The following is a 14,184-nucleotide window of genomic DNA, read 5'->3' as shown; positions in this document are numbered from 1 at the left end:
GCCCTGACGCCGCCCGACAACTGGCGCCACCTGCCCTTTTTCGTGCAGGATCTGCCCCGGATTACGGGGCAGCTTGCACGAAATGACGCGCAGGTGCTGCCGCCCGCCCACCAAGTCTTTGCCGCCTTGGACGCCTGCCCACCGGACCGCACCCGGGTGGTGATCCTGGGCCAGGATCCGTACCCGACGCCGGGCCATGCTCATGGTCTGGCCTTTTCCGTCGAACCCGACGTGCGCCCCCTGCCCCGGTCGCTGAACAATATCTTCAAGGAGATGACGGATGACCTCGGCGCCTGCCCCGATACCGGCGACCTGCACTTCTGGGCCGACCAGGGCGTGCTCCTGCTCAACACGGCGCTGACGGTCGAGGCGGGCAAAGCCGGGGCCCATGCGAAACTGGGCTGGGCGCGGCTGACCGAACAGGTGCTGGCCGGGTTGTCGGACCGTCCCCGGGCCTTCCTCCTCTGGGGCGGTCACGCGCAAGGGTTCGCAAGGCACATCACCGGCGACGGCCACCTTGTCCTGACCAGCGCCCATCCTTCGCCCCTCTCCGCGCGCCGGGGCTTTTTCGGCTCGCGCCCCTTTTCCCGCATCAACGACTGGCTTATGGACAAGGGCCAGACGCCGATCAACTGGACGACGCCCAAGGGACCGTGATGACCACCACCATTCTCGACAAGATCAAGGCCTACAAGCTGGAAGAGATCGCCGCCGACAAGGCCGCCAAACCGCTCGGCACGGTCGAGGACGAGGCCCGCGCCGCGCCGCCGGTGCGCCGGTTTGCCGGTGCCCTGATGGATGCCGCCGAGAGCGGTTACGGCCTGATCGCCGAGATCAAGAAAGCCTCTCCCTCCAAAGGCTTGATCCGCGAGGATTTCGACCCCGAGGCACTGGCGAAAGCCTACGAGGCGGGGGGCGCCACCTGTCTATCGGTGCTCACCGACACGCCCAGTTTCCAGGGCGCCAAGCCCTTTCTAACCGCCGCCCGCGCGGCCTGTTCGCTGCCCGCGCTGCGCAAGGACTTCATGTACGACACCTACCAGGTGGCCGAGGCCCGCGCGCTTGGCGCCGATTGCATCCTGATCATCATGGCCAGCGTCAGCGACGCGCAGGCCGCCGAGCTGGAAGATGCCGCACAGAGCTGGGGCATGGATGCCCTGATCGAGGTACACGACGGCGAAGAGCTCGACCGGGCGCTGACGCTGAACTCACCCCTGATCGGGGTCAACAACCGCAATCTCAAGACCTTCGAGACCACTCTGGACACCACGCGGACCCTGTCGAAACGCCTGCCGGAAGACCGTTTCCTGATTTCCGAATCCGGCCTGAACACCCCCGCTGACCTCGCCGACATGGCCGGGCACGGCGCGCGCGCCTTCCTGATCGGCGAAAGCCTGATGCGGCAGGCGGACGTGGCTGCCGCCACACAGGCGCTGCTGAAGAACCCGGTGCCGGCATGAGCGGGCTGAGCCATTTCGACGACCAGGGCAACGCCCATATGGTCGATGTCTCGGACAAGCCGGTGACGGACCGTATCGCCACCGCCGAGGGCCATGTGACAATGGCGCCCGAGACCTTTGCCATGATCACCGAGGGCCGCGCGAAAAAGGGCGACGTGATCGGCGTGGCGCGGCTGGCGGGCATCATGGGCGCCAAGAAGACGCCCGAACTGATCCCGCTTTGCCACCCGTTGCCCGTGACCAAGGTCACAGTCGACCTGACCCAGGACCCGGACCTGCCCGGCCTGCGCATCATCGCAACGGTCAAGACCTCCGGCCAGACCGGGGTCGAGATGGAGGCGTTGACCGCTGTATCGACCGCCGCGCTGACTGTCTATGACATGGTCAAGGCAGTGGACAAGAACATGCAGATCGGCGGTATCCGCGTTCTGTTGAAAGATGGCGGCAAATCGGGGCGTTACGAGGCGAAATGATCTCCGTTTCCGAGGCGCTCGATCAGCTTTTTGCCCTTGCCGCACCCCTGCCGGTGGAAACCGTCCCGCTGGTCCAGGCCGCGGGCCGTGTGCTGGCCCGGCCCGTCACGGCGCGCCGCGATCAGCCGCCCTTTCCCGCCTCGGCGATGGACGGCTATGCCGTCCCCGGGGCCGCGCCGGGCCAGAGTTTCACCGTGATCGGCGAAAGTGCCGCCGGGACCCGTTTCGAAGGCAGAGTCGGCCCCGGTCAGGCCGTGCGCATCTTTACCGGTGCCCCGGTCCCCGAGGGCGCCACGCGCATCGTCATCCAGGAAGACGTGACCCGCGACGGCGAGAGCATCACGCTCCATGACGATCTGGACGAAAATCCCTATATTCGGCCCGCTGGCACCGATTTCCGCATCGGCCAGACGGTCGAGGCGCCCCGGCTCCTGACACCGCAGGACGTGGCCCTGCTGGCGGCGATGAACATTGCCGAAGTGCCCGTCACCCGAAAACCGCGCGTCGCACTGATCTCGACCGGGGATGAGCTGGTGATGCCGGGTGACACGCCCGGCCCGGACCAGATCATCGCCTCGAACACGTTTGGCCTGCACGCGCTTTTGCGAGACCTCGGCGCGGAACCCCGCATCCTGCCCATCGCCCGCGACACGTCCGAGTCGCTGATCCACGGATTTTCACTGGTCGGGGACGCAGATCTGGTTGTCACCATCGGCGGCGCCTCGGTCGGAGACCATGACCTCGTGGCGCGCGTGGCCGGCGAACTGGGGATGGAACGGGCCTTTCACAAGGTCGCCATGCGCCCCGGCAAGCCGTTGATGTCGGGTCGGTTGCAGGGTGCCATGATGGTGGGCCTGCCGGGCAATCCGGTGTCTGCGATGGTCTGCGGTCACGTCTTCCTCGCCCCCGTGATCCGGGCAATGCTGGGGCTGGGCACCGCACCCGCGCCCCGGCTAAAAGCCAGGTTGAGTGCCCCGCTCACGCAGAATGGCCCGCGCGAACACTACATGCGCGCGCAACTCGACGGCGACGGGATCAGGGCCCTGGACCGTCAGGATTCCAGCCTGCTCAGCGTCCTGGGCAAGGCAAACGCGCTGCTGGTGCGTCCCGTGGGCGATGCGGCACACCAGATCGGCGATACGGTGGACTACCTGCCCCTGTAACGCCCTCCGCGCGGCGCCTCACAGACCATCAACGACAGGTTACTCCCGGCACCCAGTTGACGCCAATGCGCAACAGGGCGTAGGCCTTATCCACATGATCGTTGACACAAAACATGAACAGCCATAGAACAAAAGTTAACAATTGTGGGGCTGAGCATGCTGACCAAGAAACAACTCGACCTTCTCGACTTCATCAACAAGCGGATGACACGTGATGGTGTCCCCCCCAGTTTCGACGAGATGAAAGACGCGCTCAACCTGCGATCGAAGTCCGGCATTCACCGCCTGATCACCGCGCTGGAAGAGCGCGGATTCATCCGCCGCCTCGCCCACAGGGCGCGCGCAATCGAGATCGTCAAACTGCCCGAAAGCCTGGGCGGCCAGCCTGCCGGGTTCTCGCCCAAGGTGATCGAGGGCGACCGCCCCGACAACCGGCCCTCGGGTGCCTTCGACCTTGGACCGGCGACCCTGGCCGAGCTGCCGCTGGTCGGCAGCATCGCCGCCGGTCGCCCGATCGAGGCGATCAACGATCCCGCGCCGGGGGTCTCTGTCCCCGGGCAGATGCTGCACGGCCAGGGCCGCCACTACGCGCTTGAGGTCAAGGGCGACTCGATGATCGAAGCAGGTATCAACGACGGTGACGTGGTGGTGATCCGCGAGACCTCGGATGCCTCGGACGGCGACATCGTCGTGGCCCAGATCGAAGGCTACGAGGCTACGCTGAAACGGTTCCGCCGCAAGGGCGACATGATCGTCCTCGAGGCCGCGAACCCGATCTACGAACCGCGCGTGCTGCCGCAGGGGGCTGTCACCGTGCAGGGCCGTCTTGTCGGCCTGATCCGCACCTACTGATCCGCAACCGCAGAGCGCGCCAGCCGTAACGGTTCCGGCGCGCCACCGTGCCAGAGCCTGTGGCCTGAAAGGTCACGGTCCGTCACCACCTGCACACCGCCCCTCAGCCAGACCGCGACGGATCCGCTCTCTTCGAGGCGCGGCGGGTCGAAGACCTCGCAGCCGCCCGGCAGGCTCAGCGCCACGCTGGACACCACGATCTGACCCGAATGGCAGCTGGTGACGCTGCGCGCGGCGCGCTTGCCCTGCAGGTGCAGGATCTCGAGATCCCCGATGGTGGCCCGCGCCACGCGACCCTCGACCGGCGCGGGCCAGAGCGCCGCCGCGTCGGGCTGCACATGACCCAGCCCGTCGTTTTCAAGCCAGACCCCCGCCACGAATCCGGAACCGCGTTCGCGCGACAGCGCCCGCCCCTCCGGCAGCATGATCCCCACCAGCGTGCCACTGTCCGAGATCAGCACCCCGGGCCTGTCGGTTCCCACCCAAAGCACCACCGCCAGGCCCAGTGGCGCCAACCCGGCCAGCCGCCCACGGCCGCGCCAAAGACACAAGAGCAGCCCGCCAAGGGCGATCAGCGGCAGCACCCAGGAACCGGGTGCCACGACATGTCCGACAGAGCCTTCCCAACCCGCCACCGTATGCGCAACGCCCAGGATCCAGCCCAGTCCCAGCGCCATCAGTTCCAAGGCGATCCAATCCAGCCCCAGGGGCATCAGCAGCGCCGCCAGCACAGCCAGCGGAACCACCCAGATCCCCATAACCGGCACGGCCACCAGGTTCGCCAACAGCCCGTAATGTGCCACCTGGTTGAAATGCGCCATGCCCACCGGGGCCGTTGCCGCCCCTGCCACGGCCGAGGACACGACGACCGACAGGATCGGCGCGATCCAGCGTGGCCAATTGCGGTCGCGCTGGAGCAGGCTGAACTGTTCAAAGACCGCGACCAGCGCGGTGGTGGCGGCAAAGGACATCTGGAACCCCGGCCCCAGCAGCGCCTCGGGCCGCATCACAAGGACCACCAGCGCCGCAATGGCCACGCTCCGCAAGCTCAATGCCCGGCGGTCCAGCATCAGTGCGAAGAGCGCCGCCGCCACCATGATGAAGGCCCGTTCCGTCGCCACGTTACCACCGGAAAGCGCAAGGTAACCCGCGGCGGCCAGCAACGCCCCAAGGGCCGCCAGCTTCTTGCCGGGCCAGTGATGGCGCGCGTGACGCGGCAGAATCAGCGCCAGCCGCAGGGCGGCGAACACGAAGCCCGCCAACAGTCCCATGTGCAGGCCCGAGATGGCCAGAAGATGCGCCAGGTTGCTGTCCCGCAGCGCCTGCAACGTCTCCTGCCCCATGCCGGAACGGTCCCCGGTCATGATCGCGGCGGCAAAGGCGCCCCGTTCACCCGGCAGGGCCGCCTGGACCCGCGCCGACAACCACAGCCGCATCCGCGCCACGGGCAGGCCCTCGTCCGCCTCTTCCAGCAGCAAGACCGGCGAGCGCGTATAGCCCACGGCCCCCAACCGCAGGAACCAGGCGTGGCGGCGGAAATCGAACCCGCCGGGTTCGACCGCGCCGCCGGGGGGCGACAGGTGCCCGGTCAGGATCACCACCTGGCCCGGGCGCGGATCGAGATAGCCCTGTGTCCCGTGCAGGGAGACCCGCACCCGGTGTGGGGTCTCGTCCGGGTCCATGCGTTCCAGCACCACCCGGTCCAGCGTCAGCCGCAGCGCGTCCGAGGCAGAGCGGTCGATCTGGATCACGCGTCCCTCGATCGCGCCGTAGTACCGGAAATCCAGGACCGGCCCGGCCACCTGCTGCGCCCGGACACCCGCCAGAGCGAACCCGGCTGCCGCCAGCGCAACCGCGCCCACGAGCGGCCCCCAAAGCGGTCCGGCGCGATGCTGGACCAAGGCAAGACAGCCAAGCCCGCCACAGGCCCAGAGCACCGCCGCCGAAGGCTCGGCGCGGAGCGCGAAATAGATCCCGATGCCGGTTGCCAGGCAGACCGGCGCCCAGGGAAAGAGATGGCCGCGTTGCCCCAGGAGGAGGGCGGCCAGCCACGTCAGGACCTGACCCATGCTTGCCCCCCGTTGGGCGGCTCGTTAAGGAACGGCAAAGCCTAGCCCCGATGCCGTTATGAAAAGGTTAACCAAGATGTCCGACGCCCAGGTCGTCACCCGCTTTGCCCCCTCGCCCACCGGTTTCCTGCACATCGGCGGCGCCCGCACCGCGCTGTTCAACTGGCTCTATGCCCGGGGCCGTGGCGGCAGGTTCCTGTTGCGGATCGAGGACACGGATCGCGCGCGCTTGACCCCCGAAGCGACAGAGGCAATCCTGCGCGGGCTGGACTGGCTGGGACTGGACCATGACGGCGAGGTCGTAAGCCAGTTCGAACGCGCCCCCCGCCATGCCGAGGTTGCCCATCAGCTGCTCGCCAAGGGCGCGGCCTACAAGTGTTTCTCTACGCAGGAAGAAATCGAGGCCTTCCGCGAAGCGGCCCGGGCCGAGGGACGCTCGACCCTGTTCCAGAGCCCCTGGCGCGATGCCGATCCCGCCACGCATCCGGACGCCCCCCATGTTGTCCGCCTGAAAACACCGCAGGACGGCGAGACGGTTATCGAGGACCAGGTTCAGGGACGCGTCACCATCCGCAACGACCAGCTGGATGATATGGTGCTGCTGCGCTCGGACGGGACGCCGGTCTACATGCTGGCCGTCGTGGTCGACGATTTCGACATGGGCGTGACCCATGTGATCCGGGGCGACGACCACCTCAACAACGCCGCGCGGCAGATGGGCATCTATGCCGCGATGGGCTGGCCGCTGCCGGTCTACGCGCATATCCCCCTGATCCACGGGCCGGACGGCAAGAAGCTGTCGAAACGTCATGGCGCGCTTGGCGCCGACGAATACCAGAAGATGGGCTACCCGGCGGCGGGCATGCGCAACTACCTGGCGCGGCTGGGATGGAGCCACGGCGACGACGAATTCTTTACCGATGCGCAGGCCCAGGAGTGGTTCGGCTTGGACGGGATCGGCAAGTCGCCGGCCCGGTTCGATCTCAAGAAACTGGAGAACCTCTGCGGCCAGCACATCGCGATCAGCGACGATGCTGCACTGCTGCAAGAAATCGAGGCGTTTCTTGCAGCCATAGGCGAATCCGCCCTGACCGCGACGCAGCGTGACGGATTGCTTCGTGCGATGTATTGCCTCAAGGACCGGGCCAAGACACTGCCGGAACTACTTGAAAAGGCGCATTTTGTTTTGACGGATACGCCAATTCAGCCGGATGAGAAGGCATCGAAGAACCTTGACACGGTATCCCGTGGTATACTGGCCTCGTTGACGCCGCACCTGCAAGATGCTAGCTGGTCCCGAGACGAACTGGAGGCGGTTCTGAACCGTTTCGCCGAGGATCAGGGGACCAAGTTCGGCAAGCTGGCCGGCCCGCTGCGGGCCGCTCTTGCCGGACGCGCCGTGACGCCTTCGGTCTTCGACATGATGCTCGTCCTGGGCCGCGACGAAAGCCTTTCGCGCCTGGCCCGGGCCGCGGCCGAACAAGAGGGCTGAAGCCCCGGACCGGCCATGTGACTTCAACCGGCAGGGCCGTCTCACGGCCCCGCTTCACGATATAAGAGGGATGACAAGCATGGCTGAGACCAGCAAGACCGCGACGCTTTCGATCGACGGCAAGGATTTTGAACTGCCGATGCATTCGCCGACCGCCGGTCCGGACGTGATCGACATTCGCAAGCTCTACGGCCAGGCCGGTGTCTTCACCTACGACCCCGGTTTCACCTCGACCGCCTCCTGCGATTCGACCATCACCTTCATCGACGGCGACAAGGGCGAATTGCTGCATCGCGGCTACCCGATCGACCAGCTGGCTTCGAAATCGCATTACCTCGAAGTCTGCTTCCTGCTGCTCTACGGCTACCTGCCCAAGGCCGATGAACTCGAGAACTTCGAGAACACGATCACCCGTCACACGATGATCCACGAGCAGATGTACAACTTCTTCCGGGGGTTCCGGCGGGACGCGCATCCGATGGCCGTGATGGTGGGCGTGGTCGGCGCGATGGCGGCCTTCTACCACGATTCGACCGACATCAACGATCCGCGCCAGCGCGAGATCGCATCGCACCGCCTGATCGCCAAGATGCCGACGATCGCCGCGATGGCCTACAAGTATTCGGTCGGCCAGCCCTTCGTCTATCCGCGCAATGACCTGGATTACGCGGCGAACTTCCTGCACATGTGCTTCTCGGTCCCGGCCGAGGAATATGTCGTCGACCCGATCCTGAGCCGCGCGATGGACAGGATCTTTACCCTGCACGCCGACCACGAGCAGAACGCCTCGACCTCGACCGTACGCCTGGCCTCGTCCTCGGGTGCCAACCCCTTTGCCTGCATCGCCGCCGGCATCGCCTGCCTCTGGGGCCCGGCCCACGGTGGCGCCAACCAGGCCTGCCTGGAAATGCTCAAGGAAATCGGCTCGCCCGAGAACATCCCCGAGTACATCGCCCGCGCCAAGGACAAGAACGACAGCTTCCGCCTGATGGGCTTTGGCCACCGGGTCTACAAGAACTTCGACCCGCGCGCGAAGGTCATGAAGCAGTCCGCCGACGAGGTGCTGGACCTGCTGGGCGTCGAGAACAACCCGATCCTCGCCACCGCCAAGGAACTGGAGAAACAGGCGCTCGCCGATCCCTACTTCTCCGAGAAGAAACTGTTCCCGAACGTCGATTTCTACTCGGGCATCATCCTCGAGGCGATGGGCTTCCCGACCTCCATGTTCACGCCGATCTTTGCGCTGTCGCGCACCGTCGGCTGGGTCAGCCAGTGGAAGGAAATGCTGAACGATCCGCAGAACAAGATCGGCCGCCCGCGCCAGCTCTACCTAGGCGAGACCATGCGCGACTACGTCGACATCGAAAACCGCTGAACGCGGGACAGATCAAAATGAAAAGGCCCGGGCACACCGCCCGGGCCTTTTCCATTGGCCCCTCGCTGTTTCTTTGGGCCGAAAAATACCTCCGGGGGAGCCGAAGGCGGGGGCAGAGCCCCCTGCAGGCCTCACCGCCCCTCGTAAACCGCCGGGCGCTTTTCGTGAAAGGCCACGACCCCCTCCTTGAAGTCCCTCGTCTTGCCGCATTCCCCCTGCAATTTCGACTCTACCCCCAGTTGTGCCTCCAGATCGTTGTCGTACGAGGCGCGCAGGGCCTGTTTCACCCGCGCATAGGCCGCCGTCGGCCCCTGCGCCAGGTGCCGCGCGCGCGCCGCGACATGGGCGCCAAAGACGTCGTCGGCCACTGCTTCCCAGATCATGCCCCAGGCATCCGCCTGCGCCGCCGTGATCTTTTCGGCGAACAGCGCCGCGCCCATTGCCTTGGCCAGCCCCATCTGCCGCGGCAGCAACCACGTGCCCCCCGCATCCGGGATCAGCCCGATCCGGGTGAAAGCCTGCAGGAAGAACGCCGATTCCGCCGCGATCACAACGTCGGCCGAGAGCGCAAGGTTGGCGCCTGCCCCCGCGGCCGCGCCGTTCACCGCGCTGATGGTCGGCACCGGGCAGTCATAGATCGCCCGCAGCATCGGTACGTATTCGTCACGCAGGGTCCGCTCCAGGTCCAGGTTGGCGGCATTGCCGCCATCGCCCAGGTCCTGCCCCGAACAGAACGACCGGCCGGTGCCCGTCAGCACGACAACCCGCGCCTCGCGCCCGCCTCGCTCGACCGCATCGGTAATCTCGGCCCGCATCTGGGTGTTCAATGCGTTCATCACGTCTGGCCGGTTCAGCGTCACGGTGGCGATGTCCTCGGCCACTGCGTAGGTGATCATGTCATATTGCATGGGTGTGCTCCCTGTAACCTTGGCGGCATCAAACATCGCAGCCGGGGGAATGGCAAAGCCAAACGCCGCGTCACGGGCGCAACACGCGGGCGATCAGGGCACGCGCCTCGGCGCTGGGACGCCGTTCCAGCCGGACATAGGCGCAGCCCGCCCGATCGCGCCGCAACAGCCCGTGTTCGATCATCGCCCGGCGAATCTGGGCCGCATCGCGAAAGCTGCACAGCGCGTCGATCCGGGCACTGATCTCACGTTCCGTCCAATTGGTCTCCGGCGGCAGCTGCGCCCAGACCACCCAGAGGCAGAGGCCCTGTACGGATGTGCGCCTCGGCCAGTCCGTGAACCGGGCCGCATCGTCAAAGAACCGGGCGGCGCGGGCAACCGCGCGGTCGTCCAGAGGCTCTGCCGGGCTGTCGCCCAGCCGCGCGCGCATGTGCTGGTAGTTGCGATAGCCCGCAGCGCGGGCAATCAGCCCCAGCATCTCGAGGTGCGAGGGCGGGTTGTCCAACCCTGCGCGCAGGGACTTGGCAAAGACCGAGAGGTCGGGAATGGTCAGGGCAATGGGATCACGAGACATGATGTCCTCCGTCACCGATACCGCGTCCCCATATCGGGGAAAGGAGGGCCGCCCTTGTCCAAGGGTATCGCGAAGGCAATCCACGGGATCATGCTGTCGCAGGTTTAGCGAAAGGCGGCGCCTGGGTGAACTGCGGACCCGTGAAAGCCGATTAGCAGAAAGCCGGGGCCCGGTCCATCGCCGTTGACCCTGGCACCCCCCGCCTGTCATGCTTGCGTCCATGAGCTACAAACCGGACGGCTATACAGATCTTTCGCCCTATCTCGTCGTTTCCGATCCCGAGGCGGTCCTGCAGTTCTGCGAGACCGTCTTTGGCGCCACCCGGCTGCGGGTCTTTCACGATGGTGACAGGATCCTGCACGCAGAGTGCCGCATCGGGGATTCCGTGCTGATGATGGGCGGGGCAGAAGGCGCCGCCGGAACGGTTGTGCATCTCTATTTGCCCGATCCGGATGCGGCGCATGCAAAGGCGCTGGAACTGGGGGCGGAAGAAATCCAACCGATGCTGGACAAAGGCGACGGCGACCGTCGCGGCGGGTTTCGCACCCCCTGTGGGACACAGTGGTTCGTGGCAAAACAGATGGGCGCGCCAGCCTGACGACGCCCGGGGGCCTCAGCCCTCCTCGCCCTTCAGCAATTCGTCCAGGCGCTTCTGCTCTTCCGGAGACAGCCCCTCATCCCCTGCCCCGGCCGCCAGAGAGCGGCGGCGCACATAGGCCATACCCACGACCAGCGCCAGCAGGAACAGCCCCGGCCCCGAGGCCCAGAGCAGCCAGTTCCAGCCGCCTGTCGTGGGTTTCAGCAGGACAAACTCGCCGTAGCGATCGACGATGAACGCCACCACTTCCTCGTTGGAGTCGCCCGCCATGATCCGCTCACGCACGAGGATGCGCAGGTCACGCGCCAGCGAGGCGTTGCTTTCGTCGATGCTTTCATTCTGGCAGACGAGGCAGCGTAGCCCGGCTGAAATATCCCGCGCCCGGGCCTCCAGCGCCGGATCGTCCAGCATCTCGTCCGGCTGAACCGCCAGCGCCACGTTGGCCACGAGGGCGAACAACAGGCCAAGCATGTAGGACGGGGATTGTCCCCGCCGCCCGGTGTTCCCCATCATTCCGCGGGCACCCCCTGTGCCGGTGCCGATTTCCGCGCCCCGGCGGCAATCCGGTAACGTCGGTCGGACAGGCTGAGACAGCCGCCCAAGGCCATGATGATCGCCCCGGCCCAGATCCAGTTGGCCAGCGGCTTGATATAGATCCGCATGACCCATCCGCCGTTGTCCTGCGGATCGCCGATCACGACGTAGACGTCCCGCATCACGCGGTAGTCGATGGCTGCCTCGGTCGTGGGCATCTGGGCCACCGGATAAACACGTTTCTCCGGGTTCAGCACGGCGATCTCACGCCCATCGGTCGTCACCCGGACCTCCCCCATCGTGGAGTTGTAGTTCGGCCCCTGAACCCTGTTGACGCTCAGCAGGGTGAATTCAAAATCCCCAACGGTCCAGGGTTCGTCGATATGGGCGACGCGGATGTCTTCCTCTTGCCAGGCCAGAAGCCCGGCGATGCCCAACATGGTGATCCCGAGGCCCGCATGGGCGACAGCCTTGCCCCATTCCGCGCGCGGCAACCGCAGCAGGCGCGAGAAATCCCGCGACTGGCCGGTGCGTCCGATCAGGTCGGTGACGGCCCCGGCAACGATCCAGGTGCCCAGGAAAACGCCAATCGGTCCCATCAGGCTGCGTCCGGTCTGCATCGCCCAGACCAGCCCCATCAACGCGATGGCAAGACCGAAGGCAGGTGTCAGAGACCGCAGCACGCGATCCAGCTTGCCCCGTTTCCAGCTGATCATCGCGCCCACTGGCAGGATCAGCCCAAGCACCACCATGAAGGGTGTGAAGGCCATGTTGAAGAAGGGCGCACCTACCGACAGCTTCCGGTCGAACAGCATTTCGGCCACGAAGGGCCACATGGTGCCGACGAAGACGACAAAGCTGGAAACCGCCAAAAGAATGTTGTTCACCACCAGGGCGCTTTCACGGCTGACAACGCCGAAGACGCCCTTGGATTCCATCACGTTCGACCGCGCCGCGAACAACGTCAGCGCACCGCCGGTAAAGAACAGCAGGATATAGAGGATAAACTTGCCACGCACCGGGTCATTGGCGAAGGCGTGGACCGAGGTCAGCAGGCCGGACCGCACGATGAAGGTGCCAATCAGCGAGAAACCGAAAGCCAGGATTGCCAGCAGGATGGTCCAGCTTTTCAGCGACTCGCGCTTTTCCACGACGATGGCCGAATGCAGCAGCGCTGCGGCAAAGAGCCAGGGCATGAAGCTGGCATTCTCGACCGGGTCCCAGAACCAGAAGCCACCCCAGCCCAGTTCGTAGTAGGCCCACCATGACCCCAGCGCGATGCCGATGGTCAGGAAGATCCAGGCCGCCAGAGTCCAGGGGCGCACCCAGCGTCCCCAGGCCGCGTCCACCCGTCCCTCGATCAAGGCGGCGACCGCAAAGCTGAAACAGATGCTCAGCCCGACGTACCCCAGGTAGAGAAACGGCGGGTGAAACGCCAGCCCCGGGTCCTGCAGCAAAGGGTTCAGGTCCGTGCCGTCGATCGGCGGAATGCTGAGACGCGTGAAGGGGTTCGAGGTGAAGATGATGAAGGCATAGAACGCCGCCGAGACCGAGCTTTGCACTGCCAGCACGCGGGCGCGCAATGTCGGTGGGATATTGGTGCCGAACCAGGCCGCACAGGCCCCGAAAAGCGCCAGGATCAGAACCCAGAGCAACATGGACCCCTCGTGGTTCCCCCAGACCCCCGAGATCTTGTAGATCATCGGCTTGGCCGAGTGGCTGTTCTCATAGACCAGCTTCAACGAGAAGTCGGAGACGACAAAGGCATAGGTCAGCGCCGCGAAACTGCTTGCGACCAGCAGAAATTGCAGCGTCGCCGCCGGTTCTGCAACGGCCATCCACCCGGGCCACCGCTTGTGCGCGCCCACCAGGGGCATGACCATCTGAACCAGCGAGACCAGGAAGGCCAGGATCAGGGCGAAGTGTCCGAGTTCTGTAATCATGTCTCGGGTTATAGTTGCGCCGCCCTTCCGGGCCAATCGTTTTCGCCCGGATACCCCGATCACATTGTCGCAATGATATGCGTGCTGCCCTGCCCAATCAAAAAAAGCCGCGCCCCCGTGCAGGAGCGCGGCCATCGAGCGGCCATCGAAATGAAACTTGGAGATCGGCTAGCCGGCGGTCCGCCTCCAGTCGGCAAGCGCCGGGTTGTCCGATGGCGCCTCGAATGTCGCGGTTTCGACCGGGGCATCGGCATCCGGAGTCACATTTCGCAGCGCCTCGACATCCTTGACCGTCTGCACCACTTGCGGGACCGCCGCCATCGTCACCGCCAGGTCACGCTGGAAATCCTGCCCCTTGGCTTGGTGGCGCGCGCCGAAGTAGAAACTGACGATGGCCGCCAGCAGCCACCACAGGGGCTCCGGCACCAGCGCGATGCCCGCCATGCGCGCCGCGAACCAGACCGGATCGACCATCGCCGCCACGAACATGCCCAGCGTCCCCAGGGCCATCGCCGGACGCGGAACGCGGTTCAGTGCGTCCATCAGCCTGTCGAACCAGCCGCGACGGCGAATGCGGAACTCGCCCGCCATCTGCGCCAGCGCCGCGGCCTGTGCCTCGGCGCCGCGCTGCGCCTGGGCCTCGGCATTGACGCGGAACACCTCCGCCGTCTCCGTCACCACGTTGCGGCCAGAGCCGAACAGCACACCAAGAAGCTGACCGATCAGCCCCATGCCGCCACCCG

14 protein-coding genes are annotated in these 14,184 nt (G+C 65.8%); 8 read left to right on the top strand and 6 right to left on the bottom strand.

Annotated features, from left to right (window positions below; all coding sequences use genetic code 11):
- Window positions 1-3 precede the first annotated feature (3 nt).
- From PVW46_RS26220 to lexA, 5 genes are all read left to right on the top strand, one after another.
- Entirely contained in the window at window positions 4-657 is a 654-nt protein-coding gene (locus PVW46_RS26220; RefSeq protein ID WP_069209872.1) for a uracil-DNA glycosylase, read from the top strand.
- Entirely contained in the window at window positions 657-1,460 is an 804-nt protein-coding gene (gene trpC / locus PVW46_RS26215; RefSeq protein ID WP_069209856.1) for an indole-3-glycerol phosphate synthase TrpC, read from the top strand. Before PVW46_RS26220 ends, trpC begins: the two co-directional genes overlap by 1 nt.
- A complete protein-coding gene (gene moaC, locus PVW46_RS26210; RefSeq protein ID WP_043139834.1) occupies window positions 1,457-1,933 on the top strand; it encodes a cyclic pyranopterin monophosphate synthase MoaC in 477 nt (158 codons plus the stop codon). The genes trpC and moaC overlap by 4 nt, the downstream gene beginning before the upstream one ends.
- Window positions 1,930-3,096 (top strand): molybdopterin molybdotransferase MoeA, encoded by a 1,167-nt coding sequence (locus PVW46_RS26205; RefSeq protein ID WP_069209857.1) that lies wholly within the window; start codon window positions 1,930-1,932, stop codon window positions 3,094-3,096. Before moaC ends, PVW46_RS26205 begins: the two co-directional genes overlap by 4 nt.
- Before the next feature lie 156 nt (window positions 3,097-3,252).
- The gene (gene lexA / locus PVW46_RS26200; protein WP_043140079.1) at window positions 3,253-3,948 is read left to right on the top strand and encodes a transcriptional repressor LexA; all 696 of its coding nucleotides are present in this window, start codon (window positions 3,253-3,255) and stop codon (window positions 3,946-3,948) included.
- On the opposite strand, the gene PVW46_RS26195 is transcribed toward lexA, so the two are convergent.
- Window positions 3,942-6,017: a ComEC/Rec2 family competence protein gene (locus PVW46_RS26195; protein ID WP_069209858.1), complete on the bottom strand. Its 2,076-nt coding sequence runs from the start codon at window positions 6,015-6,017 to the stop codon at window positions 3,942-3,944. The genes lexA and PVW46_RS26195 overlap by 7 nt on opposite strands.
- A gap of 76 nt (window positions 6,018-6,093) precedes the next feature.
- Here PVW46_RS26195 and gltX point away from each other — a divergent pair, with 76 nt between their 5' ends.
- On the top strand, window positions 6,094-7,509 hold the full coding sequence (gltX, locus tag PVW46_RS26190) for a glutamate--tRNA ligase (protein WP_069209859.1): 1,416 nt from the start codon (window positions 6,094-6,096) through the stop codon (window positions 7,507-7,509).
- A 79-nt stretch (window positions 7,510-7,588) separates the two neighbouring features.
- The gene (gene gltA / locus PVW46_RS26185) at window positions 7,589-8,884 is read left to right on the top strand and encodes a citrate synthase (RefSeq protein WP_043139843.1); all 1,296 of its coding nucleotides are present in this window, start codon (window positions 7,589-7,591) and stop codon (window positions 8,882-8,884) included.
- 131 nt (window positions 8,885-9,015) lie between these two features.
- Here gltA and PVW46_RS26180 read toward each other — a convergent pair whose 3' ends face one another.
- Window positions 9,016-9,792, bottom strand: a complete 777-nt coding sequence (locus tag PVW46_RS26180; RefSeq protein ID WP_069209860.1) for an enoyl-CoA hydratase-related protein — start codon at window positions 9,790-9,792, stop codon at window positions 9,016-9,018.
- Window positions 9,793-9,862: 70 nt separating this feature from the next.
- Window positions 9,863-10,366 (bottom strand): DUF2087 domain-containing protein, encoded by a 504-nt coding sequence (locus PVW46_RS26175; RefSeq protein WP_069209861.1) that lies wholly within the window; start codon window positions 10,364-10,366, stop codon window positions 9,863-9,865.
- A 220-nt stretch (window positions 10,367-10,586) separates the two neighbouring features.
- On the opposite strand from PVW46_RS26175, the gene PVW46_RS26170 reads away from it, so the two are divergent.
- Window positions 10,587-10,964: a VOC family protein gene (locus tag PVW46_RS26170; protein WP_043139849.1), complete on the top strand. Its 378-nt coding sequence runs from the start codon at window positions 10,587-10,589 to the stop codon at window positions 10,962-10,964.
- A 15-nt stretch (window positions 10,965-10,979) separates the two neighbouring features.
- Here PVW46_RS26170 and PVW46_RS26165 read toward each other — a convergent pair whose 3' ends face one another.
- The 3 genes from PVW46_RS26165 to PVW46_RS26155 all read right to left on the bottom strand — a co-directional run bounded on the left by PVW46_RS26165 (window position 10,980) and on the right by PVW46_RS26155 (window position 14,173).
- A complete protein-coding gene (locus tag PVW46_RS26165; RefSeq protein WP_443137066.1) occupies window positions 10,980-11,477 on the bottom strand; it encodes a cytochrome c-type biogenesis protein in 498 nt (165 codons plus the stop codon).
- Window positions 11,474-13,441: a heme lyase CcmF/NrfE family subunit gene (locus tag PVW46_RS26160; RefSeq protein WP_043139852.1), complete on the bottom strand. Its 1,968-nt coding sequence runs from the start codon at window positions 13,439-13,441 to the stop codon at window positions 11,474-11,476. The genes PVW46_RS26165 and PVW46_RS26160 overlap by 4 nt, the downstream gene beginning before the upstream one ends.
- Window positions 13,442-13,609: 168 nt before the next feature.
- Window positions 13,610-14,173 carry a holin family protein gene (locus PVW46_RS26155; protein WP_274578244.1) on the bottom strand — a complete coding sequence of 188 codons (564 nt, stop codon included), beginning with the start codon at window positions 14,171-14,173 and terminating at the stop codon, window positions 13,610-13,612.
- Window positions 14,174-14,184 lie beyond the last annotated feature (11 nt).

Origin of the sequence: Mameliella sp. AT18 (genome assembly GCF_028807275.1) — a bacterium.
In the GTDB taxonomy this organism is placed as follows: Bacteria; Pseudomonadota; Alphaproteobacteria; order Rhodobacterales; family Rhodobacteraceae; genus Antarctobacter; species Antarctobacter albus.
The sequence above is the reverse complement of the archived record's forward strand: the minus strand, read 5'-3'. Positions and strand labels throughout refer to the sequence as shown.

Coding starts and splice junctions, on each gene's coding strand:
- trpC (WP_069209856.1), top strand. CDS start 657: ATGACCACCACCATTCTCGACAAGATCAAGGCCTACAAGCTGGAAGAG.
- moaC (WP_043139834.1), top strand. CDS start 1,457: ATGAGCGGGCTGAGCCATTTCGACGACCAGGGCAACGCCCATATGGTC.
- PVW46_RS26205 (WP_069209857.1), top strand. CDS start 1,930: ATGATCTCCGTTTCCGAGGCGCTCGATCAGCTTTTTGCCCTTGCCGCA.
- lexA (WP_043140079.1), top strand. CDS start 3,253: ATGCTGACCAAGAAACAACTCGACCTTCTCGACTTCATCAACAAGCGG.
- PVW46_RS26195 (WP_069209858.1), bottom strand. CDS start 6,017: ATGGGTCAGGTCCTGACGTGGCTGGCCGCCCTCCTCCTGGGGCAACGC.
- gltX (WP_069209859.1), top strand. CDS start 6,094: ATGTCCGACGCCCAGGTCGTCACCCGCTTTGCCCCCTCGCCCACCGGT.
- gltA (WP_043139843.1), top strand. CDS start 7,589: ATGGCTGAGACCAGCAAGACCGCGACGCTTTCGATCGACGGCAAGGAT.
- PVW46_RS26180 (WP_069209860.1), bottom strand. CDS start 9,792: ATGCAATATGACATGATCACCTACGCAGTGGCCGAGGACATCGCCACC.
- PVW46_RS26175 (WP_069209861.1), bottom strand. CDS start 10,366: ATGTCTCGTGATCCCATTGCCCTGACCATTCCCGACCTCTCGGTCTTT.
- PVW46_RS26170 (WP_043139849.1), top strand. CDS start 10,587: ATGAGCTACAAACCGGACGGCTATACAGATCTTTCGCCCTATCTCGTC.
- PVW46_RS26165 (WP_443137066.1), bottom strand. CDS start 11,477: ATGATGGGGAACACCGGGCGGCGGGGACAATCCCCGTCCTACATGCTT.
- PVW46_RS26160 (WP_043139852.1), bottom strand. CDS start 13,441: ATGATTACAGAACTCGGACACTTCGCCCTGATCCTGGCCTTCCTGGTC.
- PVW46_RS26155 (WP_274578244.1), bottom strand. CDS start 14,173: ATGGGGCTGATCGGTCAGCTTCTTGGTGTGCTGTTCGGCTCTGGCCGC.